At 53.3% G+C, this 23,959-nt stretch carries 20 protein-coding genes and 3 tRNA genes; 10 read left to right on the forward strand and 13 right to left on the reverse strand.

All coding sequences use genetic code 11. The features are described 5' to 3' along the window. Positions 1–82: 82 nt before the first annotated feature. The 5 genes from miaA to nnr are packed head-to-tail and all read right to left on the reverse strand — an operon-like array spanning position 83 to position 6,247. Entirely contained in the window at positions 83–1,033 is a 951-nt protein-coding gene (miaA, locus tag SK35_RS21920) for a tRNA (adenosine(37)-N6)-dimethylallyltransferase MiaA (RefSeq protein ID WP_008786004.1), read from the reverse strand. Continuing rightward, entirely contained in the window at positions 1,026–2,912 is a 1,887-nt protein-coding gene (gene mutL, locus SK35_RS21925; protein WP_048215089.1) for a DNA mismatch repair endonuclease MutL, read from the reverse strand. Before mutL ends, miaA begins: the two co-directional genes overlap by 8 nt. A 9-nt stretch (positions 2,913–2,921) precedes the next feature. Next, on the reverse strand, positions 2,922–4,250 hold the full coding sequence (gene amiB / locus SK35_RS21930; protein WP_048215090.1) for an N-acetylmuramoyl-L-alanine amidase AmiB: 1,329 nt from the start codon (positions 4,248–4,250) through the stop codon (positions 2,922–2,924). Positions 4,251–4,266: 16 nt separating this feature from the next. Then, positions 4,267–4,728 (reverse strand): tRNA (adenosine(37)-N6)-threonylcarbamoyltransferase complex ATPase subunit type 1 TsaE, encoded by a 462-nt coding sequence (gene tsaE / locus SK35_RS21935; RefSeq protein ID WP_008786002.1) that lies wholly within the window; start codon positions 4,726–4,728, stop codon positions 4,267–4,269. Then, positions 4,700–6,247, reverse strand: a complete 1,548-nt coding sequence (nnr, locus tag SK35_RS21940; protein ID WP_048215091.1) for a bifunctional ADP-dependent NAD(P)H-hydrate dehydratase/NAD(P)H-hydrate epimerase — start codon at positions 6,245–6,247, stop codon at positions 4,700–4,702. The genes tsaE and nnr overlap by 29 nt, the downstream gene beginning before the upstream one ends. Here nnr and queG point away from each other — a divergent pair. After that, entirely contained in the window at positions 6,246–7,385 is a 1,140-nt protein-coding gene (gene queG / locus SK35_RS21945; protein ID WP_048215092.1) for a tRNA epoxyqueuosine(34) reductase QueG, read from the forward strand. The genes nnr and queG overlap by 2 nt on opposite strands. A 269-nt stretch (positions 7,386–7,654) precedes the next feature. Here the strand turns inward: queG and SK35_RS21950 are convergent. The 4 genes from SK35_RS21950 to orn all read right to left on the reverse strand — a co-directional run bounded on the left by SK35_RS21950 (position 7,655) and on the right by orn (position 8,698). Continuing rightward, positions 7,655–7,730, reverse strand: a tRNA-Gly gene (locus tag SK35_RS21950). Between the two features lie 37 nt (positions 7,731–7,767). Continuing rightward, a tRNA-Gly gene (locus SK35_RS21955) sits at positions 7,768–7,843 on the reverse strand. 37 nt (positions 7,844–7,880) lie between these two features. Continuing rightward, positions 7,881–7,956: transfer RNA gene (locus SK35_RS21960), tRNA-Gly, on the reverse strand. Positions 7,957–8,152: 196 nt separating this feature from the next. Then, positions 8,153–8,698 (reverse strand): oligoribonuclease, encoded by a 546-nt coding sequence (gene orn / locus SK35_RS21965; RefSeq protein WP_020996267.1) that lies wholly within the window; start codon positions 8,696–8,698, stop codon positions 8,153–8,155. A 105-nt stretch (positions 8,699–8,803) separates the two neighbouring features. On the opposite strand from orn, the gene rsgA reads away from it, so the two are divergent. The 3 genes from rsgA (at position 8,804) to mscM (ending at position 14,249) form a co-directional block, all read left to right on the forward strand. Beyond that, positions 8,804–9,856 (forward strand): small ribosomal subunit biogenesis GTPase RsgA, encoded by a 1,053-nt coding sequence (gene rsgA / locus SK35_RS21970; RefSeq protein ID WP_170974257.1) that lies wholly within the window; start codon positions 8,804–8,806, stop codon positions 9,854–9,856. 92 nt (positions 9,857–9,948) lie between these two features. Beyond that, positions 9,949–10,917, forward strand: a complete 969-nt coding sequence (gene asd / locus SK35_RS21975; protein ID WP_008785997.1) for an archaetidylserine decarboxylase — start codon at positions 9,949–9,951, stop codon at positions 10,915–10,917. A gap of 17 nt (positions 10,918–10,934) precedes the next feature. Continuing rightward, positions 10,935–14,249, forward strand: a complete 3,315-nt coding sequence (gene mscM, locus SK35_RS21980) for a miniconductance mechanosensitive channel MscM (protein ID WP_008785996.1) — start codon at positions 10,935–10,937, stop codon at positions 14,247–14,249. A gap of 181 nt (positions 14,250–14,430) precedes the next feature. Here mscM and yjeM read toward each other — a convergent pair whose 3' ends face one another. Both yjeM and epmA read right to left on the reverse strand, forming a co-directional pair. Further along, positions 14,431–15,933: a glutamate/gamma-aminobutyrate family transporter YjeM gene (gene yjeM, locus SK35_RS21985; RefSeq protein WP_008785995.1), complete on the reverse strand. Its 1,503-nt coding sequence runs from the start codon at positions 15,931–15,933 to the stop codon at positions 14,431–14,433. Positions 15,934–16,147: 214 nt separating this feature from the next. Further along, entirely contained in the window at positions 16,148–17,125 is a 978-nt protein-coding gene (gene epmA, locus SK35_RS21990; protein ID WP_048215093.1) for an elongation factor P--(R)-beta-lysine ligase, read from the reverse strand. 324 nt (positions 17,126–17,449) lie between these two features. Here epmA and frdA point away from each other — a divergent pair, with 324 nt between their 5' ends. The 4 genes from frdA to frdD are packed head-to-tail and all read left to right on the forward strand — an operon-like array spanning position 17,450 to position 20,740. Then, positions 17,450–19,240 (forward strand): fumarate reductase (quinol) flavoprotein subunit, encoded by a 1,791-nt coding sequence (gene frdA, locus SK35_RS21995; protein ID WP_003830519.1) that lies wholly within the window; start codon positions 17,450–17,452, stop codon positions 19,238–19,240. Then, positions 19,233–19,967: a fumarate reductase iron-sulfur protein gene (frdB, locus tag SK35_RS22000; protein ID WP_003025540.1), complete on the forward strand. Its 735-nt coding sequence runs from the start codon at positions 19,233–19,235 to the stop codon at positions 19,965–19,967. The genes frdA and frdB overlap by 8 nt, the downstream gene beginning before the upstream one ends. Positions 19,968–19,977: 10 nt before the next feature. Next, positions 19,978–20,373, forward strand: coding sequence for a fumarate reductase subunit FrdC (gene frdC, locus SK35_RS22005; RefSeq protein ID WP_003025537.1), 396 nt, complete (start codon positions 19,978–19,980; stop codon positions 20,371–20,373). Positions 20,374–20,383: 10 nt separating this feature from the next. Continuing rightward, the gene (frdD, locus tag SK35_RS22010; RefSeq protein WP_003025535.1) at positions 20,384–20,740 is read left to right on the forward strand and encodes a fumarate reductase subunit FrdD; all 357 of its coding nucleotides are present in this window, start codon (positions 20,384–20,386) and stop codon (positions 20,738–20,740) included. 41 nt (positions 20,741–20,781) lie between these two features. Here frdD and ampR read toward each other — a convergent pair whose 3' ends face one another. Beyond that, positions 20,782–21,657 carry a LysR family transcriptional regulator AmpR gene (gene ampR / locus SK35_RS22015; RefSeq protein ID WP_020996269.1) on the reverse strand — a complete coding sequence of 292 codons (876 nt, stop codon included), beginning with the start codon at positions 21,655–21,657 and terminating at the stop codon, positions 20,782–20,784. Between the two features lie 131 nt (positions 21,658–21,788). Here ampR and SK35_RS22020 point away from each other — a divergent pair, with 131 nt between their 5' ends. Both SK35_RS22020 and SK35_RS22025 read left to right on the forward strand, forming a co-directional pair. Next, complete coding sequence (locus tag SK35_RS22020) at positions 21,789–22,934, forward strand: class C beta-lactamase CMY-183 (protein ID WP_048215094.1); 1,146 nt, start codon at positions 21,789–21,791, stop codon at positions 22,932–22,934. A 93-nt stretch (positions 22,935–23,027) separates the two neighbouring features. Beyond that, positions 23,028–23,561 (forward strand): lipocalin family protein, encoded by a 534-nt coding sequence (locus SK35_RS22025; protein WP_001221666.1) that lies wholly within the window; start codon positions 23,028–23,030, stop codon positions 23,559–23,561. On the opposite strand, the gene sugE is transcribed toward SK35_RS22025, so the two are convergent. Then, positions 23,558–23,875 (reverse strand): quaternary ammonium compound efflux SMR transporter SugE, encoded by a 318-nt coding sequence (gene sugE, locus SK35_RS22030; protein WP_000118520.1) that lies wholly within the window; start codon positions 23,873–23,875, stop codon positions 23,558–23,560. The two genes, SK35_RS22025 and sugE, sit on opposite strands and share 4 nt — an antisense overlap. Between the last annotated feature and the right edge of the window lie 84 nt (positions 23,876–23,959).

A 23,959-nucleotide genomic window follows, 5' to 3' on the forward strand; every position in this document is an offset into this window, starting at 1 on the left:
TCTCTTTTCCTTATATGCTTATTTGTACTTTGAACCTTTCGATTCTGAAAAATTGCGCACGATACGTTTCAATTGTACACATTCAGTTCGCGATAGCACCAACAACCTGTAATACTTCGTTTCGCGCCTGGTCAGGCTTTTCACTGTCAAGCCAGTGCACCCCTTCCCAACCACGCAACCAGGTTACCTGTCGCTTCGCCAACTGCCTCGTGGCGCAAACACCTCTATAAACCATTTCATCGTATGAAATTTCACCTTCAATGTATGACCACATCTGGCGATACCCTACACAACGAATGGAAGGCAAATCCGTATGCAAATCTCCACGGGCAAAAAGCGCCCGGACTTCTGCTTCAAAACCTGAAGCTAACATCTGATGAAAACGCTGCTCAATTCGCTGATGGAGCAGTTCACGGCTCGCCGGGGCGATTGCAAACTGATGCACCTGATACGGCAAAGCATCTCCTGACGTTTGCGTCAGCTCCGTTAAAGTTTTACCCGAAATGAAAAAAACTTCCAGTGCCCGGGAAAGTCTTTGCGGATCATTTGGATGAATACGCGCCGCTGCCACGGGATCGATGTCCTGAAGCTGTCGGTGTAACGCGTCCCAACCCTGCTCTGCCGCCTGCTGCTCAATTCTGGCCCTGACTTCCGGGTCCGCCGACGGTAACGGCGACAGTCCTTCAAGCAAGGCTTTGAAATATAACATTGTGCCGCCCACCAGCAACGGGATACGGCCCGCGGCGGTGATGTCGGCCATCTCGGCTAACGCATCGCGACGAAAATCCGCAGCGGAGTACGCCTGCGATGGATCGCGGATATCCAGCAATCGGTGCGGTGCGGCCTGTAATTCAGCTGCATCAGGTTTAGCTGTACCGATATCCATCCCCTTGTAAATAAGGGCGGAATCAACGCTTATCAACTCTATGGGCAAAACTTTACGCAATTCAATTGCTAATGCCGTTTTACCGGAGGCCGTTGGCCCCATCAAAAAAATCGCCTTTGGCAGGCTCGCCTTACGGGTATCACTCATGTTTCAGGGCATTCATTACCGAATGTAAATCAACAGGTTGTAACAGACCACCCGGCGGTGCCTTCACGAGTTGTGGGCAGAGCCGCTCAACATCCGCTAACAGCGTAATCGCCTGTGCCATGCTCCACTGTGGATGCTCGCTCATCAGGTTACGTGCGATCCACTGTGCAATATTGCCCGGCTCGAATACGGATTGCTGCGCCAGGTAGCCTATCAGTTCAGGAATCAAGATTTGTAAATTTTGTTGGCGTAAGGGTAAAGGCACCGCCCGGATGGTCACATGCTGCGCATCCAGCTGAAATTCAATGCCCAACTCAGCCAGTTGGCTCTGTCCTTTTTGCAGTGCCGCTTTTTCATCAGCGGTCACTTTTAGACGTAAAGGGATCAGTAACGGTTGAGCACAAACCGCTCCCTGACCCGGCGTTAACTGCGCCTGACGCAACCAACGCTCAGCCACCGGTAATGCCAACAACCGAATATGGCCATCGCACTCGAGTAACGCGCAGTCTGCACCAACTATCGTTAGCACCCGGCCAAAGCCCTGACTGCTGCCAGTCAGAGGCGTCGATGGCGTTTCAGAGACCGGCGTTTTACGCGTTGGAGCCGGCGTCTGCATCAGTTGCTGATAAATTTCGCCCTGCTGCTTTTGGTATCCGGGTTGAGCATGAGGCCAACTGGCCCCCGCCTGACGGCCACCGCCACCACTACTGCCACCGCTACTGCCACTTCCAGTGCCAGCGGATGCTGAGTACCGCGGTGTCGCAGGTTCACGCGCGGGAGCCGGCTCGGCAAAATGGTTGCGTCCAGCAGCAACGCGGTTTTCCGGAATGTGCCTTGGGGCGGGTTCGTTGTCATCAGCCAACGGCAGCGGCGTTTCAAGCTGCTGTTGCAGGACACTCAACACGCCCTGGTAAATAAAATCGTGCACCAGCCGGGATTGATGGAAACGGACCTCATGTTTAGCTGGGTGTACGTTGACATCCACTTGATGCGGATCGATTTCCAGATACAACACAAAAGCGGGCTGTTGATCGGCTCCCAGCTTATCTTCACAGGCCTGGCGGATAGCATGGTTGATCAGCCGGTCGCGCATCATCCGACCATTCACGTAGCAGTACTGGATTTCTGCCAGTGCTGCCGTTGTGTGGTTAGGATCGGCCACCCAGCCGCGCAATGTTAAATCGCCATGCTGCCATTCGATCGCCAGCGCATGCTCCAGAAACGGCGTGCCGCAAATCGCGCCCAGTCGGCGCTCTTTCTGCCCATCCGCGGCCACTGCCCGGTACTGACGCACCACTTTGCCGTTGTGCGACAAATTTATCGTCACATCAAAACGCGCCAGCGCAATGCGGCGAATAATCTCGTCGATATGATTAAATTCGGTTTTCTCGGTGCGCATAAATTTGCGCCGCGCCGGGGTGTTGTAGAACAGATCTAGCACCTCCAGCGTGGTTCCCACCGGATGCGCAGCGGGTTTAACTGTGACATCCATGTCACGCCCTTCGGCATACGCCTGCCAGGCTTCGGGTTGTTCTTGCGTACGCGACGTCAGGGTTAAACGAGACACGGAGCTGATACTGGCCAGCGCTTCGCCGCGAAATCCGAGGCTTACGATGGCTTCAAGATCGTCAAGCGAGGCTATTTTACTGGTGGCATGACGCGCCAACGCCAACGCCAGCTCGTCTTTTTTAATCCCGCAGCCGTTGTCACGAATACGGATAAGCTTCGCGCCGCCGCGTTCAATATCGATATCAATGCGCGTCGCACCGGCATCGATGCTGTTTTCCACCAGCTCTTTCACCACTGACGCAGGCCGTTCTACCACCTCGCCTGCGGCAATCTGGTTCGCCAGCTGTGGCGGTAGAACCTGAATCGGCATGGCTAATCCTTAATTTGTTAACGTGTTACCCGGCGATATGGCGCTGGCGGTTTGCGCCGGTGCGCCCTGCGGCCCGGTTTGCATCGGGTGCGCCTGGAAATAGTTACGCAATCCTTTGTAAATCGCCTCAGCCAGTTGCTGCTGGTAATCATCGCTCGCCAACAAGCGCTCTTCGCTGTTGTTACTGATAAAGCCAGTTTCAACCAGCACTGACGGGATATCAGGCGAACGCAGTACGCCAAGACTGGCGTGTTCTGGACGACGCTTATGCATCGAACCAATACGTTCTAACTGGCCGATCATGCTGGTCGCCACATCATACCCGACGCGCTGCGAATGACCGAACTGCAGATCCAGTACGGCCTGGCTGAGATAAGGATCGGACTGGCTGTTTGCCAGCACATCGCCCGCGCCGCCCAACAGCTCCGATTGCTTCTCGTGCTGTTCCAGCCAGCCGGCCATCTCACTGTTCGCCCGACGGTTTGACAGCACCCAAACGGAAGCACCTGTGGCATCACGATTTGGCGCGGCATCCGCGTGAATAGAAACCAGGAAATTGGCGTTTTGTTTACGCGCGACGTCTGAACGCCCCATCACCGAGATAAAGTAATCACCATCACGGGTGAGTACACCTTTAAACATCGGGTCATCATTGAGCAAACTGCGCAGCTTGCGCGCCACGGCAATCGTGACGTTTTTCTCACGCGTGCCGCCAGGACCAATAGCGCCAGGATCCTGTCCACCGTGTCCGGCATCAATGGCAATCACCACCTTATCGCCGTTGCTGGTGCTGGCGCGCGCCGCAGGGCGCGTGGAGGTATTGCTGTTAGTCACAGCCGTAGTGCGATCGTTTTCTGCTTTAAACGGATTGCGCGCTGGCTCGACAGGACGTGGGGCAACAATCGGCGCTTCAACACGCTTTGCAACCACGGGAGGTGGAGGCGGCGGCGGCGCATCAGCGTTGATGGTAAACACGACGGTATAATTGCCGCCGTTCTGGCGTTTTACTGCTTCGGCTTTACCGTTCTCGGTTAAATCCACCACCAGGCGCAGAGACTGCGCATCTTTTGGCGTGCCGGAACGGATAGATTTCACCAGATTATTGCCGCTAAACAGCAGCGGTAACCCCTGAATCACACCGGTTTGTTTAATATCCAGCGCGACGGTTCGTTTCCCGTCCTGCGAAACGGCATATTCAGGATCGCCAATAAAGCTCAGCGTAATCCGCGCCTGTTGATCGCCATTGGACACCTGAAGATCGGAGAGGCTGGCGGCCCCTGCCTGCGCGCACAGCAGGACCAGGGTTGCCATCAGCCAGTTTCTGATGCGATAAATCATCCCGCCACCCTTAAGGTTAATCGGCTAAACGCGCCAGCAATAAATCACCTGATGAGGAGACTGCGCTTACACGCGCCTCTCGACCTTGCGCCTGGTATTCAATGTGTATTTCGACGTCCGGGTCTGGCAGTACACCTTTACCTTGTTGCGGCCATTCCACCAGGCAGATGGCATCATTGGCAAAATAATCGCGGATCCCCATAAATTCCAGCTCCTCTGGGTCCGCAAGTCGGTATAAATCGAAGTGATATACCATCAAGTTATCGAGTGAATAGGGTTCAACCAGCGTGTAGGTGGGGCTTTTTACATTACCTTTATGACCTAACGCCTGCAGAAATCCCCGGCTGAAGGTGGTTTTACCCGCCCCCAGGTCGCCGTACAAATATATAACCGTCGCGCCGTCACAGGCTTTGGCTACCCGCAGTCCCAGGTCTAAAGTCGCCTGCTCATCAGGTAGTGGAATTACTCGATTCATCATGATAAACGTCAATCACATCAGGGTTAACAATACGCTGTAGCGTGGTAAAGAGATCTGTCGCCAGCATGCCGCGCGTACCAAAACGCGCCGCCAGCACATCCGCCGCCGCTCCGTGCGCAACACATCCCGCACATGCTGCATCATACGGGGTAAGCTTCTGTCCGAGCAATGCGCCAATAATACCGGAAAGCACATCCCCCATTCCGCCGCTGGCCATCCCGGCATTGCCGGTATCAATAATACCCAACTCCGCCTGTTCAGCAGCAACAACCGTACCCGCGCCTTTCAGCACCACCACGCCTCCGTACCGTTTTACCAGACGTTGTGCACAAAGTAAGCGATCGTCTTCAATTTCTGCAATGGAACAACCCAGCAGTCGCGCGGCTTCACCTGGATGCGGCGTGATCACGCGATTGTGACGTTTATCGGGGTTGATTGCCAGCAGGTTCAGCGCATCCGCATCCCAGAGCATCGGTTTGCGAAAATTCTCCACTTTTTGCAGCGCTTTTTTGCCCCACTCCTGCTGACCAAGCCCGGGGCCTATCACCACTACATCCGCCCACGCCAGACTCTCTTCCAGCGTCTGCGGCGTCAGCGCATCGACCATCAGTTCCGGTCTGGCTGTCAAAATAGGCGCAATGTTTTCACTGCGCGTCAGCACTTTGACCAGCCCGGCACCTGCTCGCAGCGCGGCTTCCCCGGCCATGCGTATTGCGCCTGCCGTACCGTGGTCACCGCCGATAATCACCAGTCGACCGTGGGACCCCTTGTGCGAGGTGGGTCGACGCGGCGTTAGCCAGTGTGCAAGCTGTTGAGCATCAAAACGTTGTATTGGCGCATTCTGCCCCACCAGCCAGTCGTCCAGCCCAAGTGCGTTAACATGCAGACGCCCGGTGACATCGCGCGCTTTACCGGTGAGCAGGCCCGGCTTGAATGCAATAAAGGTAATGGTATGCGCTGCGTTGATGACCGCGCCCGGCGTCGCTCCCGTCTGCGCTAGCAGGCCGGAGGGAATATCTATCGCCACGGTGGGGGCTGGGTGAGAATTGGCACGTTCAATCAATACCGAGAGAGACTCACGCGGCGCATGTTTTAAGCCAGTGCCTGACAGCGCATCAATAATGACGTCCACGTTATTTGGCCAATTGATATCCGCCGCGTGAATGACGCCACCAGCGTTAAGCCAGGCATCACGCGCCTGCTGCGCCTCCTCGGGGAGCGGTTTGTCACTTTCCTGCGCCAGCAACGTAACTTCAAGACCCAGCGCTTTGGCAAGTCTTGCCACTACGTAACCATCACCGCCGTTGTTGCCATGACCACATAGCACCAGCCAGTGCCGGGCGTTCGGATAAGCCTCATGAGTGACCTGAAACGCCGCCTCTCCCGCCCGTTGCATCAGTTCGTACAGCGTCAGCCCTGAACTGTCTGCCGCCTCTCGCTCCATCCGCCTGATGTCATCGGCGTGCCAGATGGAGTGTGGTATACTTGCGGGGTTTTTCTTCATTGTATGGTCCGTCATGTCAGAGCCCCTCGATCTCAATCAGTTAGCGCAAAATATTAAGCAGTGGGGGCTGGAGCTTGGCTTTCAGCAGGTCGGGATTGCCGATACCGACCTCAGCGAAGCGGAACCCAAACTGCAGGCCTGGCTGGATAAACAATACCACGGCGAGATGGACTGGATGGCCCGTCACGGCATGATGCGCGCCCGACCTCACGAATTATTGCCCGGTACGCTACGTGTCATCAGCGTACGTATGAACTATCTTCCTGCCAATGCGGCCTTCGCCAGCACGTTGAAGAATCCTTCTCTGGGTTACGTCAGCCGTTACGCGCTGGGGCGCGACTACCATAAGCTGCTACGTAACCGCTTAAAAAAGCTGGGAGAGATGATTCAACAGCACTGCGTTTCGCTGAATTTTAGACCTTTTGTCGATTCTGCGCCCATTCTTGAGCGTCCGTTAGCGGAAAAAGCCGGGCTTGGCTGGACAGGTAAGCACTCACTTATCCTCAATCGCGAAGCCGGTTCATTTTTCTTCCTCGGGGAATTACTGATCGACTTACCCCTACCGATCGACCAACCAGTAGAAGAAGGATGTGGGAAATGCGTCGCCTGCATGACCATCTGTCCCACCGGGGCCATTGTTGAACCCTACACGGTGGATGCGCGCCGCTGTATCTCTTATCTCACTATCGAACTGGAAGGCGCGATCCCGGAAGAATTTCGTCCATTGTTGGGGAATCGAATTTACGGCTGCGATGATTGCCAGCTTATTTGCCCGTGGAACCGCTATTCACAGTTGACGGCAGAAGATGACTTCAACCCGCGCAAGCAGCTTCATGCTCCGGAGTTAATAGAGCTGTTTAGCTGGAGCGAAGCGTGGTTTTTAAAAGTCACGGAGGGGTCTGCCATTCGTCGTATTGGCCACCTGCGCTGGCTGCGAAATATCGCCGTTGCGTTGGGTAATGCTCCCTGGAATGAAGCCATTCTTCACGCACTGGAAAGTCGCAGAGGTGAGCACCCACTTCTCGACGAACACATAGAGTGGGCGGTTGCTCAGCAAATCGAGAAGCGAAATGCCTGCGTAGTTGAGGTGCAGCTACCGCAGAAACAACGTTTGGTCAGGGTCATTGAGAAGGGTCTGCCGCGCGACGCTTAAGTCATCCACAGCTTGTGTATAAAAATAAAAACACATTGATATTCAAGAGGGAAAAAATCGTCAAGTGATCGCATTAACAATTTGCAATGATAATTAAATTAATAATTTCAAATAGTTAAAATGATACTATTCACCCGGCGAAGTTTTTTGCATTCCAGGAATAATACCCGAACCTGTGGATAAGTCTGTTTACAAGAGTATGTCAATGACGAAACAAAACGTCCCCAACGCGATTATTCGTTGTGGATATTTTTATTGGGGTAAGAATTTGGAGCGGGAAACGAGACTCGAACTCGCGACCCCGACCTTGGCAAGGTCGTGCTCTACCAACTGAGCTATTCCCGCTTGGGTGTGTCTGTGCTTAATAAGCACTTTCAAATTTTGGAGCGGGAAACGAGACTCGAACTCGCGACCCCGACCTTGGCAAGGTCGTGCTCTACCAACTGAGCTATTCCCGCTTGGGTGTGTCTTTGCTTAATAAGCATTTTCAAATTTTGGAGCGGGAAACGAGACTCGAACTCGCGACCCCGACCTTGGCAAGGTCGTGCTCTACCAACTGAGCTATTCCCGCAAATCTGTACTGCTTTTGTTGCTGTCGTAATTCGCATTTCTGCGTCGTTACGGGAGGCGCATTATACGAGAAATCCGTTTAGCTGCAACCCCCCTGAAAGCGTTTTTTTCGAAAATTTGTTCAAGTGATTAATTTGCAATCAAGCTGAACAATTTAGCGTCAAAAAACCGGTGGCGCAAGCCACCGGAGAACAAAATCAAAGATTAATAAAATGTTCGCGATAGTAAGCAAGCTCAGCAACAGATTCACGAATGTCGTCCATCGCCTGATGTGTTCCCTGCTTGGTGAAGCCCGCAAGGATTTCCGGCTTCCAACGACGCGCCAGTTCTTTGAGCGTACTGACGTCCAGATAGCGATAATGGAAATACGCCTCCAGCTCCGGCATGTATTTAAACAGGAAACGACGATCCTGCCCGATGCTGTTGCCGCAGATAGGTGATTTCCCTTCCGGAACCCACTCTTTCAAAAAAGCCAGCGTGGCCAGTTCAGCTTCACGATCGCCCATGGTGCTCGCCTTCACGCGCTCCACCAGCCCACTTCCGGTATGCGTACGTACGTTCCAGTCATCCATTAATGCCAGCTGTTCGTCGGACTGGTGCACCGCAATTGTCGGTCCTTCAGCCAGAATATTCAGGTTGGCATCCGTCACCAGCGTGGCGATCTCAATAATGCGATCGCGCTCGGGATCCAGACCTGTCATCTCCAGATCGATCCAAATCAGGTTGTTTTCATTGGCACTCATGCTATTTTCCACCCTTCAGCGTCACATTCAGTGTGACTACATTGATCTAAAATTGTGTGTATCATAAATGTTTTGCCCATCATGGGCGACCAGGAGCCAGTCCGATTGAGTAAGAATAAACTCTCCAAAGGCCAACAGCGCCGTGTGAACGCCAATCACCAGCGTCGTCTTAAAACGTCCACGGAGAAGCCTGACTACGACGACAACCTGTTTGGCGAAACCGCTGAAGGCATCGTTATCAGCCGTTTTGGCATGCATGCCGACGTAGAGTCTGCTGACGGTGAAATTCACCGCTGCAACATCCGCCGTACAATTCGCTCGCTGGTTACTGGCGATCGCGTAGTCTGGCGCCCGGGTAAAGCGGCAGCTGAAGGCGTGAATGTCAAAGGTATCGTTGAAGCGGTACACGATCGTACCTCGGTACTGACACGCCCCGACTTTTACGACGGGGTAAAGCCTATTGCCGCCAACATCGACCAGATCGTTATTGTCTCAGCCATCTTACCCGAGCTGTCACTCAATATTATCGACCGGTATCTGGTAGCCTGCGAAACGCTACACGTTGAACCGATTATCGTGCTGAATAAGATCGATCTGCTGGATGATGAAGGCATGGCCTTCGTTAACGAACAGATGGATATCTATCGCAACATTGGCTATCGGGTGTTGATGGTATCAAGCCGCACAAAAGACGGCCTGAAACCGCTTGAAGAAGCATTAACCGATCGCATCAGCATTTTTGCCGGTCAATCGGGCGTAGGTAAATCCAGCCTGCTCAATAACCTCCTCGGCCTGCAGGAAGAGATCCTGACCAATGATGTCTCTGACAACTCCGGCCTTGGACAGCACACCACCACGGCCTCTCGCCTGTATCACTTCCCGCACGGCGGCGACGTTATCGACTCCCCTGGCGTACGTGAGTTTGGACTGTGGCATCTGGAGCCGGAACAAATCACGCATGGCTTTGTCGAATTTCATGACTACCTGGGCCATTGCAAATACCGCGACTGCAAGCATGATACCGATCCAGGCTGCGCTATCCGTGAGGCTGTAGAAAAAGGGGCCATAGCCGAAACCCGGTTTGAAAATTATCACCGCATCCTGGAAAGCATGGCGCAGGTAAAAACGCGTAAAAACTTTTCTGATACAGACAACTGACAACTAAGCTAAGCATCGCTAGAATCGTCCCCCTTTTTTCAGGATCCGGCCCGTATGCCGGATCGGGAACAAATTATGGCCTGGAGGCTACCTTGTTAAACTCATTTAAGCTTTCGCTACAATACATTCTGCCGAAACTATGGCTCACTCGCCTGGCGGGTTGGGGTGCGAGCAAACGAGCGGGATGGCTGACCAAACTGGTTATCGATCTGTTCGTGAAATATTACAAGGTCGATATGAAAGAGGCGCAAAAGCCGGACACCGCCAGCTATCGCACCTTCAACGACTTCTTTGTTCGCCCGCTGCGCGACGATGCTCGTCCGATTAATACCGATCCAAACGTACTGGTCATGCCCGCTGACGGTGTGATTAACCAGTTAGGCAACATCGAGGAAGACAAACTGCTGCAGGCTAAAGGGCACAGCTATACCCTTGAAGCGCTGCTGGCTGGCAACTATCAGATGGCGGACAAATTCCGCAACGGTACGTTTGTAACCACTTACTTGTCTCCACGCGATTACCACCGTGTACACATGCCGTGTAACGGTATCCTGCGTGAAATGATGTACGTGCCGGGCGATCTCTTCTCTGTAAACATCCTGACTGCGCAAAACGTACCGAACCTGTTTGCCCGCAACGAACGTGTAATCTGTCTGTTTGATACCGAATTTGGCCCGATGGTGCAGATTCTGGTCGGCGCGACCATCGTCGGCAGTATTGAAACCGCATGGGCTGGCACCATTACTCCACCGCGTGAAGGCGTCATCAAGCGCTGGACCTGGCCGGAAGGCGAAAGCGAAGGGTCGGTGGCGCTGCTGAAAGGTCAGGAAATGGGCCGCTTTAAGCTCGGTTCCACCGTCATCAACCTGTTCGCACCTGGCAAAGTTAACCTGGTTGAGCAGTTGCAGGATCTGTCCGTGACCAAAATCGGCCAACCAATGGCCATCTCGACCGAGACTTTCGTGACGCCAGAGGCAGAACCGGCCCCGCTGGCGAAAGAAGAGATCGAAGCAGAACACGATGCCAGCCCGCTGGTTGACGACAAAAAAGACGAAAGTTAAACATAGGAATCGCTGCTGTGCGCCTGATTATCACTTTTCTGATGGCCTGGTGCCTCAGCCTGGGGGCGTACGCTGCGACGGCCCCCGATGCCAAACAACTCACCCAGGAACTGGAGCAGGCAAAAGCGGCAAAACCCGCTCAGCCAGAAACCGTCGAGGCGCTCCAGTCCGCGCTGAATGCCCTTGAGGAGCGTAAAGGCTCTCTCGAGCGCGCCCAGCAATACCAGCAAGTTATTGATAACTTCCCCAAGCTGTCCGCAACGTTACGCGCGCAGCTTAGCAACCTGCGTGATGAACCGCGCAATGTACCAACCGGACTCACTACCGATGCGTTAAACCAGGAGATCCTCCAGGTTAGCAGCCAACTGCTGGAAAAGAGTCGTCAGGCCCAACAGGAGCAGGATCGCGCCCGGGAAATCGCCGACTCGTTAAGCCAGCTTCCTCAACAGCAAACCGATGCCCGCCGCCAGCTCAATGAGCTTGAGCGACGCATTGGTACCGCCAACGGCAATTCCGCACAGAATCAGGCGATGCAGGCTGAATCCGCCAAACTTAAAGCCCAGGTCGATGAACTGGAGCTGGCGCAGCTTTCCGCCAATAACCGTCAGGAACTGGCGCGTATGCGCTCCGAACTGGCGGAAAAACAGAGTCAACAACTCGACGCTTACCTGCAGGCTTTGCGCAACCAGCTTAACAGTCAACGTCAGCGTGAAGCTGAGCGAGCGCTGGAAAGCACTGAACTGCTGGCGGAAAACAGCGCGGGACTGCCGGAGGGTATTGTCGACCAGTTCAAGGTAAACCGCGAGCTGTCTCAGGCCTTAAACCAGCAAGCACAGCGTATGGACCTGGTCGCTTCGCAGCAGCGTCAGGCCGCCAGCCAAACGCTGCAGGTGCGTCAGGCATTGAATACGCTGCGAGAGCAGTCTCAGTGGCTTGGGGTTTCAAATATGCTGGGAGAAGCGCTGCGAGCGCAGGTATCCCGTCTGCCGGAAATGCCTAAACCTCAGCAGTTGGATACCGAAATGGCGCAGCTTCGCGTACACCGCATGCGCTATGAGGATCTCCTCAACAAACAGCCGCAGCTGCGTCAGATTCATCAGGCCGATGGACAACCTCTGACCGCTGAACAGAGCAGCATCCTCAACGCCCAGCTACGCACCCAGCGTGAGTTGCTGAACTCATTGTTACAGGGCGGCGATACGCTGATCCTTGAGCTGACCAAGCTCAAAGTTTCCAACAGCCAACTGGAAGATGCGCTAAAAGAGGTCAATGAAGCGACGCACCGCTACCTGTTCTGGACGTCAGACGTTAGCCCTATCTCCCTCTCCTGGCCTGTCGACATCGTTCAGGATCTGCGGCGTCTGATCTCATTAGATACGTTTAATCAGTTGGGCAAAGCCAGCATCATGATGCTGACCAGCAAAGAAACGCTGCTACCGCTGTTCGCGGCGTTGGTATTAGTTGGCTTTAGCCTCTCTTCGCGCAAGCACTTCACCCGTTTCCTTGAACGCTCGTCCGCGCGGGTCGGGAAAGTCACCCAGGACCACTTCTGGCTGACAATACGCACGGTATTCTGGTCAATACTCGTCGCTTCGCCGTTGCCAGTGCTGTGGGCAACGCTCGGTTACGGATTGCAGGAAGCCTGGCCTTATCCGTTGGCTGTCGCGATCGGCGATGGCGTTACCGCCACGGTGCCCATGCTGTGGGCGGTAATGATCTGCGCCACCTTTGCACGCCCCAACGGTCTGTTCATTGCCCACTTTGGCTGGCCGCGGAACCGCGTCGCGAAAGCTATGCACTATTACCTGATGAGCATTGGGCTGATTGTCCCGCTGATCATGGCGGTGATTATGTTTGATAACCTCAATGACCGGGAATTCTCCGCCTCACTGGGACGTCTGTGCTTTATTCTGATTTGCGGTGCGCTGGCGGTCGTAACCCTGAGCCTGAAACGCGCCGGGATACCGCTGTACCTCGATAAAGAGGGCAACAGCGATAACATGGTCAACAGCATGCTGTGGAATATGCTGATGGGTGCGCCGCTGATTGCCATTCTCGCCGCGGCAGTAGGCTACCTCGCCACGTCACAAGCCCTGCTGGCACGTCTGGAAACGTCTGTAGCGATTTGGTTCTTATTACTGGTGGTGTATCACGTTATCCGCCGTTGGATGCTGATTCAGCGTCGCCGCCTGGCGTTTGACCGCGCCAAGCATCGACGCGCTGAAATGCTGGCGCAGCGCGCGCGGGGCGAAGAAGAACCACCGCATTCCACCAGCCTTGAAGGCGCGATTGACGTTGATGAAAGCGAAGTGGATCTGGATGCTATCAGCGCGCAATCGCTGCGCCTGGTACGTTCTATCCTGATGCTTATCGCCCTGCTCTCGGTCATTGTACTGTGGTCAGAAATTCATTCCGCTTTCGGCTTCCTGGAAAACATCTCGTTGTGGGATGTCACCTCCACGGTTCAGGGCGTGGAAAGCTTAGAACCGATAACGCTGGGCGCGGTGCTTATCGCGATTCTGGTATTTATCATCACCACCCAGTTAGTGCGCAACCTACCCGCACTGCTGGAGCTGGCACTACTGCAACATCTGGATTTAACCCCCGGCACCGGTTATGCCATCACCACCATTACCAAGTATTTGCTGATGCTGATTGGCGGTCTGGTTGGTTTCTCGATGATCGGTATTGAATGGTCCAAACTGCAATGGCTGGTGGCGGCTCTCGGTGTCGGTCTGGGCTTTGGTTTGCAGGAGATCTTCGCCAACTTTATTTCCGGCCTGATTATCCTGTTTGAAAAACCAATCCGCATTGGCGACACGGTGACGATTCGCGATCTTACCGGTAGCGTGACGAAAATTAATACCCGCGCCACCACTATCAGCGACTGGGACCGCAAAGAGATCATCGTGCCCAACAAAGCCTTTATCACTGAACAGTTTATCAACTGGTCGTTATCCGATTCCGTTACCCGTGTGGTGTTAACCATCCCGGCACCGTCGGAGGCTAATAGCGAGGAGGTTACGCAGATCCTGCTGACTGCCGCGCAGCGCTGTTCGCTGGTTATCGATAATCCGGCACCTGAAGTCTTCCTGGTTGACCTGCAGCAGGGGATTCAAATCTTCGAACTGCGTATTTATGCCGCAGAGATGGGACATCGCATGCCGCTGCGCCATGAAATCCATCAACTGATTCTGGCAGGCTTCCGCGAGCACGGTATTGATATGCCGTTCCCTCCGTTCCAGATGCGTCTGGAGAGCCTCGGCGGTAAGCAAACAGGGAGAACATTAAGTTCTGCAGGAAGAGGCAGTCGCCCGGCAGGGAGTTTGTAACGCACAATGCAGGCAAGAAATGCCGGATGGCGACCCGTTGGGTCTAATCCGGCCTACGGGTCTGCAATTAACCTGTAGGCCCGATAAGCTTGCACCATCGGGCATTTCATCGCCGACCACAGACATTTTCGGGCTTAATATGCGTCCGGATCGGCAACAGGCAATAAACGCCAGATGGCCTTTATTCCACCGCCCACTCAGGCTCGTTGGTCGTGCGACGGCTGTAGTTCTGATAAATCGCCATCGCCAGCAGTGAGAAGAAGATCGGACCGCCGGTCATCCACAGTGCGCTGTTCCAGTCTCCGGCTTCAATTACCGGCTGGATGATGGTGAACACGTTAGCAAACGTCACCACCAGCACGACCACTCCCGTTGCCAGCAGCGTCGCCGCTCGGGTTTTAAAGACAACAAACGGCCTTTCCAGACCCGGACGGGATTTAAAGAACGGAAACGCCAGCGCCAGGAACAGATACGGCAGCGTCATCGAGACGTTCGCCATCAGCGTCAGTTTGTTATAGAACGCTGAAGCCGTATCGCCACCAAATGAAACCAACAGGATAAACAGGCTCACCAGCAGACACTGTAACCACATTGCCGTCGTCGGCATCCCTACGGCATTCAGTTTGGTCATCGGCGCGGGCCACAACGCCTTCGGCGTACCCTGAATAATCGCTTTCAGCGGTGAGTAGCTGAGGGTGAAAAAAGCGCCGGTGTAGGCAAGGAACATGGAAAGCCCGGTAATACGTGCAAACCATACGCCCATCACCATTGCGGCATCAGGGGAAAGATGTAGCGCGTTACCCAACGTCATTCCGAGGCTTTTCATCAGGATATAGGTAATATTCCCGAGGTTAACTGAGCTATTACTTAATACCTGCTGCCAGTTGGTGCTAACGCCCCATAAAAAGATGGCCAGTGAATAACCAACAGAAATGACAATAGCGGCAAAGACAATGCCTTTTGCAAAGTTCTTTTCTGGTTTTTCTGTTTTATCAACCAGTCCCCCCACAGCTTCAATTCCGCCGTAAGCAAAAATGGCAAACACAACAAATGACAACATTGCCAGTCCAGACTGATATCCTGGATTAGGCGAAGAGATGAAATTAATATCCTGTGCAAAGTGGCCACCAGTTAATAACAAAATAGCGACACTCACTAACAACAGAACTAAATTAAGACACATTACGGCAATTCCACCTACAGCCGTAATACGCGCAATCTTATTAATACCCCGGGATGCCACGCAGGTCACTAGGATCATCCAACCGACTGCGAGCAGTCCGACAACCTGCGTAGGCTCAAGCCCTGCAATACGCCAGTGCTGCGTCATGTCTGCGCCAAACAAGAAGGTTGAAAAAGGTACCCAGACTTTCGCCGCAGTACTAACCATCCATATCACATAAGAAGAAAACCACATAAACGTGCCGATAAACGCATAGCGTGGTCCAACGCTATTATTCATCCACGAATAGATTCCCCCCTCTTCTTTCCGATAGGCAGAACCCATTTCCGCCATCATTAAAGCAAATGGAATAAAGAATAATAATGCAGAAAATATATACCACGGTATTGCACTATACCCCATTAAATAGAACGCGGAGGGGCTATTAGCAAAACCGAAAACTGACGTAAATATCATGAGAATGAGACCTATCAGGCTCATCTTTTTTATTGTTTGGGTCATTAAACCATCCCTTACTCTGGCAAGCGTTTAACAAACGCCGCTCACCGGTTGGCACTGCTCTCTTTGCAGAGTTCAGCGATAAAAAAATCAACACAGAATTGATACCTAAACGATATCAAATATCCAGGTGTAAATTGTGGCTATTAGAGGGGAAATGAAAAAATATGCTACAAAGTGGCGATTAAGCCACCACTTTGTATTGCAGAAGAGTAAGTTATGCGCGATCGACGGTAAATGCGATTACCTCGGCCAGGCTCTCTGCGCCCAGCGCCAGCATCACCAGACGGTCAACGCCCAGCGCAACGCCTGAGCAATCCGGCATGCCGACTTTCAGCGCTTCCAGCAGGTTGGTATCGATAGGTTGCTGTGGTAAGCCTCGTGCGGCACGTTTGCGGTTATCCTGCTCAAACCGCTGCTGCTGTTCGCGCGCGTCGGTTAATTCATGGAAACCATTCGCCAGCTCAATACCTTTGAAATAAACCTCGAAACGTTCAGCCACGCGGTGATCTTCGGTACTGATTTGCGCCAGTGATGCCTGGCTGGCCGGGAAATGATACACAAACGTCGGCTTGTCTTTACCAATATGCGGTTCAACACCCATCGTAAACAGCAGTTGCAGTAAGGTATCCCGGTCTTCTTCGGTATCAGCGATATTGCTGAGATCCAATTTCGCCGCCACTTCCCGCAGTTGGGTTTTATCCGCAGACAGCGGGTCAATCTCCAGATGGCGCTGGAAGGCCTGCTGGTAAGAAAGGCTTTCCGCAGGTGAGCAGTCCAGCACCTGCTGGAGCAAATCATCCACTTCATTCATCAGGCGATACATATCGTAGTGCGGACGATACCACTCAAGCATGGTGAATTCAGGGTTATGATGGCGCCCCATCTCTTCATTACGGAAGCTGCGGCACAGTTGATACACCGGGCCGCATCCTGCCACCAGCAGGCGCTTCATATGGTATTCAGGGCTGGTCATTAAATAGAGATTCATTCCCTGGGAGTGTCCAGGGCCAACGAAACGCGTTTCGAACGGGAACAGGTGGATGTCCGTTACCGTTGCCTGACTCATACAAGGGGTCTCAACCTCAAGCACGCCACGATCGGCAAAAAAGCGGCGAATCTCCGCTATAATTGCTGCACGTTTTAACAGATTGGGGATGGACGCGCTCGGCTGCCAGGTTGCCGTTTCGCTCATGGTTGTTTCTCCGATTTATGACAAGGGCACGAAGTCTACTCGTATCGCGCTAACGAGACAAATTTCAGGCAGCACTAATCATCACTGGCAATTGGATAAAAAAAGCGACTTAGGGTGGTTTAGTAATTAAATTAATCAAATTCAATGATAATTCCCCCCTATGACACGCTAAAAAAATCGAACACGTCAAATTTCCCGCACATCCCTAAGACTATACTATTGTACCTATAAAGGAGCAGTGGAAACGCGTTCATAACCTGTTTGAAGCCGATGAAGCATCTGATTTCAGGCAGGGATGAAATAACAACAATCTGGAGGAATGTCGTGCAAACCTTTCAAGCCGATCTTGCCATTATAGGCGCCGGTGGCGCGGGATTACGTGCTGCAATTGCTGCCGCACAAGCAAATCCCAACGCTAAAATCGCACTGATCTCAAAAGTGTACCCAATGCGCAGCCATACCGTTGCTGCCGAAGGCGGCTCTGCTGCTGTCGCGCAGGATCATGACAGCTTTGACTACCATTTTCACGATACGGTAGCAGGCGGAGACTGGCTGTGTGAGCAGGATGTCGTGGATTACTTTGTCCACCACTGCCCAACTGAAATGACGCAACTGGAACAATGGGGCTGCCCATGGAGCCGTCGTGAAGACGGTAGCGTCAACGTACGTCGCTTCGGCGGCATGAAAATCGAGCGTACCTGGTTTGCCGCGGATAAGACCGGCTTCCACATGCTGCATACGCTGTTCCAAACATCTTTGCAGTTCCCGCAGATTCAGCGCTTTGACGAACACTTCGTTCTGGATATCCTGGTTGACGACGGTCATGCTCGCGGCCTGGTTGCCATGAACATGATGGAAGGCACGCTGGTGCAAATCCGTGCTAACGCTGTTGTTATGGCAACGGGCGGCGCAGGTCGTGTTTACCGTTACAACACCAACGGCGGCATCGTAACCGGCGACGGTATGGGCATGGCGCTGAGCCACGGCGTTCCGCTGCGTGATATGGAATTCGTTCAATATCACCCAACAGGTCTGCCAGGCTCCGGTATCCTGATGACTGAAGGCTGCCGTGGTGAAGGCGGTATTCTGGTCAACAAAAACGGCTACCGTTATCTGCAAGACTACGGCATGGGTCCGGAAACCCCGCTGGGCGAGCCAAAAAACAAATACATGGAACTCGGTCCGCGCGACAAAGTTTCTCAGGCGTTCTGGCACGAATGGCGCAAAGGCAACACCATTTCCACTCCGCGTGGCGATGTGGTTCACCTCGACCTGCGTCACCTCGGCGAGAAAAAACTGCTCGAACGTTTACCGTTCATCTGCGAACTGGCGAAAGCTTACGTGGGTGTCGATCCGGTTAAAGAACCGATCCCGGTACGTCCGACCGCGCACTACACCATGGGCGGTATCGAAACCGATCAGCACTGTGAAACCCGCATTAAAGGTCTGTTCGCTGTCGGCGAATGTTCCTCTGTTGGTCTGCATGGCGCTAACCGTCTGGGCTCTAACTCCCTGGCAGAACTGGTGGTCTTCGGTCGTATGGCCGGTGAGCAGGCAGCAGAACGCGCTGCAACGGCTGGCGCTGCAAACAGTGCTGCTCTTGATGCACAGGTTGCTGGCGTTGAAAAACGTCTGAAAGATCTGGTTAACCAGGAAGGTAACGAAAACTGGTCTAAGATCCGTGACGAAATGGGCCTGTCCATGGAAGAAGGTTGCGGTATCTACCGTACGCCGGAACTCATGCAGAAAACCGTTGATAAGCTGGCGGAACTGCAGGAACGCTTCAAGCGCGTACGTATCACTGATACCTCCAGCGTCTTCAACACCGACCTGCTGTATACCATCGAACTGGGTCACGGTCTGAACGTTGCTGAATGTATGGCGCACTCTGCTCTGGCGCGTAAAGAATCCCGCGGCGCGCACCAGCGTCTGGATGAAGGCTGCACCGAGCGTGACGATGTGAACTTCCTCAAACACACCCTCGCCTTCCGCGATGCTGACGGCACGACTCGCCTGGAATACAGCGACGTGAAAATCACCACTCTGCCACCGGCTAAACGTGTTTACGGTGGCGAAGCGGAAGCAGCCGATAAGAAGGAGAAGGCGAATGGCTGAGATGAAAAACCTGAAAGTTGAGGTGGTGCGCTATAACCCGGAAACCGATACCGCGCCGCACAGTGCTTTCTACGAAGTTCCTTATGATGAAACCACGTCACTGCTGGATGCGCTGGGCTACATCAAGGATAACCTGGCACCGGACCTGAGCTACCGCTGGTCCTGCCGTATGGCGATCTGCGGCTCCTGCGGCATGATGGTCAACAATGTACCGAAACTGGCATGCAAAACCTTCCTGCGTGATTACACCAACGGCATGAAGGTTGAAGCGCTGGGCAACTTCCCGATTGAGCGCGATCTGGTCGTCGACATGACGCACTTTATCGAAAGCCTGGAAGCGATCAAACCGTACATTATCGGTAACCCGCGTACACCGGATCAGGGTCCAAACACCCAGACTCCGGCGCAGATGGCGAAGTATCATCAGTTCTCCGGTTGCATCAACTGTGGTCTGTGCTATGCCGCGTGTCCGCAGTTCGGCCTGAACCCTGAGTTCATTGGACCGGCTGCGATTACGCTGGCGCATCGTTACAACGAAGATAGCCGCGACCACGGTAAGAAGGAGCGTATGGCTCAGTTGAACAGCCCGAACGGCGTCTGGACCTGTACTTTCGTGGGCTACTGCTCCGAAGTCTGCCCGAAACACGTCGATCCGGCTGCGGCCATTCAGCAGGGTAAAGTTGAAAGTTCAAAAGACTTTCTTATCGCTACCCTGAAACCACGCTAAGGAGTGCACGATGACGACTAAACGTAAAGCCTATGTGCGGCCAATGACGTCCACCTGGTGGAAAAAGCTGCCATTTTATCGTTTTTACATGCTGCGTGAAGGCACGGCAGTTCCGGCAGTCTGGTTCAGCATTGAACTGATTATCGGCCTGTTTGCACTCAAGCATGGTGCAGAGTCCTGGATGGGCTTTGTCGCCTTTTTGCAAAACCCGGTGGTGGTAATCCTTAACATTATCGCCCTGGCAGCAGCACTGCTGCATACCAAAACCTGGTTTGAGCTGGCGCCAAAAGCAGCCAACATCATCGTAAAAGACGAAAAAATGGGGCCAGAGCCGATCATCAAAGGTCTCTGGGCAGTTACTGTGGTTGCGACAGTAGTCATACTGTTTGTTGCCCTGTTCTGGTAAGGAGTCCGGAATGATTAATCCAAATCCAAAACGCTCTGACGAACCCGTATTCTGGGGCCTGTTTGGTGCAGGCGGTATGTGGAGCGCAATCATTGCGCCAGTAATGATCCTGCTGGTAGGCATTATGCTGCCGCTGGGCTTTGTTCCTGATGCTTTCAGCTATGAACGCGTACTGGCATTCGCTCAGAGCTTCATCGGACGTGCGTTTCTGTTCCTGATGATCGTTCTGCCGCTGTGGTGTGGTTTACACCGTATGCACCACGCGATGCATGACCTGAAAATCCACGTGCCTGCTGGCAAATGGGTATTCTACGGACTGGCAGCAATCCTGACCGTCGTAACGGCTATTGGTATTCTGACAATCTAAGTACATGCGTTAATTATCAGGCCCGCCATTGGCGGGCCTTTTTATTTGTGCAGCATTCCTGTCAACCAACGGGAAAATTCACGCATCGCGGGTGTCTCCGGACGCGATTGCAAACGCGTTATCCAGTAACTTCCCAAATCAATCTGCGTTAAAAACGGTTGAACGATTCGTTCCCTACTGAGTAAATGCGTGAACATTCTGACTGGTGCAATTGCCACACCGATCCCCGCCTGCGCGGCTTCCAGCATGGTGACGGACGAATCAAACACCACCACGTTGTGCGTCGGTGACGGGGGCGCCTCTCCGGCGGCCTGCATCCAAAGCGTCCATTCATCCCGCCGATACGAACGTAATAACGGAAATTTCAGGATGTCCGCAGGCGTTTGAATCTGCGAAGCCAATGTTGGCGAACACAGTGGAGACATCAACGCGCTACATAAATATTGCGCGTCGGTATCGTGCCAGGCTCCCCCTCCGTAGCGAATGGTATAATCCAGCCCTTCGGCAGCGGGATCCACGCGGTTATTATGGGTAGAAATATGCAAATCAATATGCGGGTAACTGCGCTTAAAATCGCCCAGTAGAGGAAACAGACACCCAACCGCAAAGGTCCCCACCACGCCAATTTTAAGTTTTTCCTGGGTCTGTTTGGTGGCAAAACGATCCAGCATCCCCGCCATACGATCGAAAGAGTCATTAAGTACAGGTAACAGACTTTCCCCTTCAGTCGTCAACATTAATCCACGAGAACCGCGCACAAAAAGCTGACAATTTAGCTGCTGCTCCAGCGCTTTTACATGCTGACTGATGGCAGAATGCGTCACGTTGAGCTCAATCGCGGCGCGGGTAAAACTGAGATGTCTGGCCGCGGCTTCAAAAGCCCGCAGCGAGTTAAGAGGGATATAGCTACGCGTCATCATCCGGCCTGTTAGAAAAACTTATATCTGCTGCTAAATTTAACCGTTTGTCAACACGGTGCAAATCAAACACACTGATTGCGTCTGACGGGCCCGGACACCCTTTTGCTTTTAATTACGGAACTGATTTCATGATGAAAAAATCGTTATGCTGCGCTCTGCTGCTGACAGCCCCTTTCTCCACGTTTGCCGCCGCCAAAACAGAACAACAGATTGCCGATATCGTTAATCGCACCATCACCCCGTTGATGCAGGAGCAGGCTATTCCGGGTATGGCCGTTGCCGTTATCTACCAGGGAAAACCCTATTATTTCACCTGGGGTAAAGCCGATATCACCAATAACCACCCAGTCACGCAGCAAACTCTGTTTGAGCTAGGGTCGGTCAGTAAGACGTTTAACGGCGTGTTGGGCGGCGATGCTATCGCCCGTGGCGAAATTAAGCTCAGCGATCCGGTCACGAAATACTGGCCAGAACTGACAGGCAAACAGTGGCAGGGTATCAGCCTGCTGCACTTAGCCACCTACACGGCAGGCGGCCTGCCGCTGCAGATCCCCGATGACGTTACGGATAAAGCCGCATTACTGCGTTTTTATCAAAACTGGCAGCCGCAATGGGCCCCGGGCGCTAAGCGTCTTTACGCTAACTCCAGCATTGGTCTGTTTGGCGCGCTGGCGGTGAAACCCTCAGGAATGAGTTACGAAGAGGCAATGACCAGACGCGTCCTGCAACCATTAAAACTGGCGCATACCTGGATTACAGTTCCGCAGAACGAACAAAAAGATTATGCCTGGGGCTATCGCGAAGGGAAGGCTGTACACGTTTCTCCGGGACAACTTGACGCCGAAGCCTATGGCGTGAAATCCAGCGTTATTGATATGGCCCGCTGGGTTCAGGTCAACATGGACGCCAGCCGCGTTCAGGAGAAAACGCTCCAGCAGGGCATTGCGCTTGCGCAGTCTCGCTACTGGCGTATTGGCGATATGTACCAGGGATTAGGCTGGGAGATGCTGAACTGGCCGCTGAAAGCTGATTCAATCATCAACGGTAGCGACAGCAAAGTGGCATTGGCAGCGCTTCCCGCCGTTGAGGTAAACCCGCCTGCCCCCGCTGTGAAAGCCTCATGGGTGCATAAAACGGGATCCACTGGAGGATTTGGCAGCTACGTAGCCTTCGTTCCAGAAAAAAACCTTGGCATCGTGATGCTGGCAAACAAAAGCTATCCTAACCCTGTCCGTGTCGAGGCGGCCTGGCGCATTCTTGAAAAGCTGCAATAACTAACGATGAGGCCCAGGATATTGGGCCTCCTTTCTTTCTCTTTTTTTCCTGTTGTCATCTACACTTAACAAAAATACAGCAAGGAAAATCCCATGCGCATTTTGCCCGTCGTTGCTGCAGTTACGGCTGCATTCCTGGTTGTCGCGTGTAGCTCCCCGACACCGCCGAAAGGCGTTACCGTGGTAAATAACTTTGATGCCAAACGCTATCTGGGAACCTGGTATGAAATTGCACGCTTCGACCATCGTTTCGAGCGCGGGTTGGATAAAGTGACCGCAACATACAGCTTGCGCGACGACGGCGGCATCAACGTTATTAACAAGGGCTATAACCCTGACAGGGAGATGTGGCAGAAAACGGAAGGGAAAGCCTATTTCACCGGCGACCCAAGCAGAGCCGCGCTTAAAGTTTCTTTTTTCGGCCCCTTCTATGGCGGGTATAACGTAATTGCACTCGACCGGGAATATCGTCACGCGCTGGTTTGTGGTCCGGATCGCGACTACCTGTGGATCCTTTCACGGACCCCTACTATTTCAGATGAAATGAAACAGCAAATGTTAGCCATCGCGACCCGGGAAGGGTTTGAAGTGAATAAACTGATTTGGGTGAAACAGCCTGGCGCTTAGTGAGTGCTCAGCTTCAGACCAATAATACCAGCTACGATCAGCCCAAGGCTCAGCAAACGTGCCGGGCTGGCAGACTCACCCAGCAGCAAAATCCCTGTAATGGCCGCCCCAACAGCGCCAATACCGGTCCAGACCGCATAAGCTGTTCCAACAGGCAACGTGCGCATTGCCCAGGAGAGCATGGCGATGCTGACGATCATCGCCGCAATAGTGATAATGCTTGGCGTAAGACGCGTAAAACCGTGGGTGTATTTCAGGCCAATCGCCCATACGACTTCGAGCAAACCTGCAATTAATAAAACGATCCAGGACATATCAGGCTCCAGAACTATGGGGCCGTCCCCGGTGAATGAAGCGTTTGCAGGTCGTCCTGCAAAGCTGATGTGTGAAATGGCATT

Origin of the sequence: Citrobacter sp. MGH105 (genome assembly GCF_001037485.2) — a bacterium.
GTDB classification, from domain to species: domain Bacteria; phylum Pseudomonadota; class Gammaproteobacteria; order Enterobacterales; family Enterobacteriaceae; genus Citrobacter; species Citrobacter portucalensis.

What these genes read in the sequence shown, in the direction of transcription:
- frdD (WP_003025535.1), top strand. Translation starts at nt 20,384, where the DNA reads ATGATTAATCCAAATCCAAAACGCTCTGACGAACCCGTATTCTGGGGC.
- frdC (WP_003025537.1), top strand. Translation starts at nt 19,978, where the DNA reads ATGACGACTAAACGTAAAGCCTATGTGCGGCCAATGACGTCCACCTGG.
- amiB (WP_048215090.1), bottom strand. Translation starts at nt 4,250, where the DNA reads ATGATTTATCGCATCAGAAACTGGCTGATGGCAACCCTGGTCCTGCTG.
- mutL (WP_048215089.1), bottom strand. Translation starts at nt 2,912, where the DNA reads ATGCCGATTCAGGTTCTACCGCCACAGCTGGCGAACCAGATTGCCGCA.
- ampR (WP_020996269.1), bottom strand. Translation starts at nt 21,657, where the DNA reads ATGACGCGTAGCTATATCCCTCTTAACTCGCTGCGGGCTTTTGAAGCC.
- frdB (WP_003025540.1), top strand. Translation starts at nt 19,233, where the DNA reads ATGGCTGAGATGAAAAACCTGAAAGTTGAGGTGGTGCGCTATAACCCG.
- tsaE (WP_008786002.1), bottom strand. Translation starts at nt 4,728, where the DNA reads ATGATGAATCGAGTAATTCCACTACCTGATGAGCAGGCGACTTTAGAC.
- orn (WP_020996267.1), bottom strand. Translation starts at nt 8,698, where the DNA reads ATGAGTGCCAATGAAAACAACCTGATTTGGATCGATCTGGAGATGACA.
- queG (WP_048215092.1), top strand. Translation starts at nt 6,246, where the DNA reads ATGTCAGAGCCCCTCGATCTCAATCAGTTAGCGCAAAATATTAAGCAG.
- sugE (WP_000118520.1), bottom strand. Translation starts at nt 23,875, where the DNA reads ATGTCCTGGATCGTTTTATTAATTGCAGGTTTGCTCGAAGTCGTATGG.
- miaA (WP_008786004.1), bottom strand. Translation starts at nt 1,033, where the DNA reads ATGAGTGATACCCGTAAGGCGAGCCTGCCAAAGGCGATTTTTTTGATG.
- SK35_RS22025 (WP_001221666.1), top strand. Translation starts at nt 23,028, where the DNA reads ATGCGCATTTTGCCCGTCGTTGCTGCAGTTACGGCTGCATTCCTGGTT.
- nnr (WP_048215091.1), bottom strand. Translation starts at nt 6,247, where the DNA reads ATGACGGACCATACAATGAAGAAAAACCCCGCAAGTATACCACACTCC.
- yjeM (WP_008785995.1), bottom strand. Translation starts at nt 15,933, where the DNA reads ATGACCCAAACAATAAAAAAGATGAGCCTGATAGGTCTCATTCTCATG.
- SK35_RS22020 (WP_048215094.1), top strand. Translation starts at nt 21,789, where the DNA reads ATGATGAAAAAATCGTTATGCTGCGCTCTGCTGCTGACAGCCCCTTTC.
- epmA (WP_048215093.1), bottom strand. Translation starts at nt 17,125, where the DNA reads ATGAGCGAAACGGCAACCTGGCAGCCGAGCGCGTCCATCCCCAATCTG.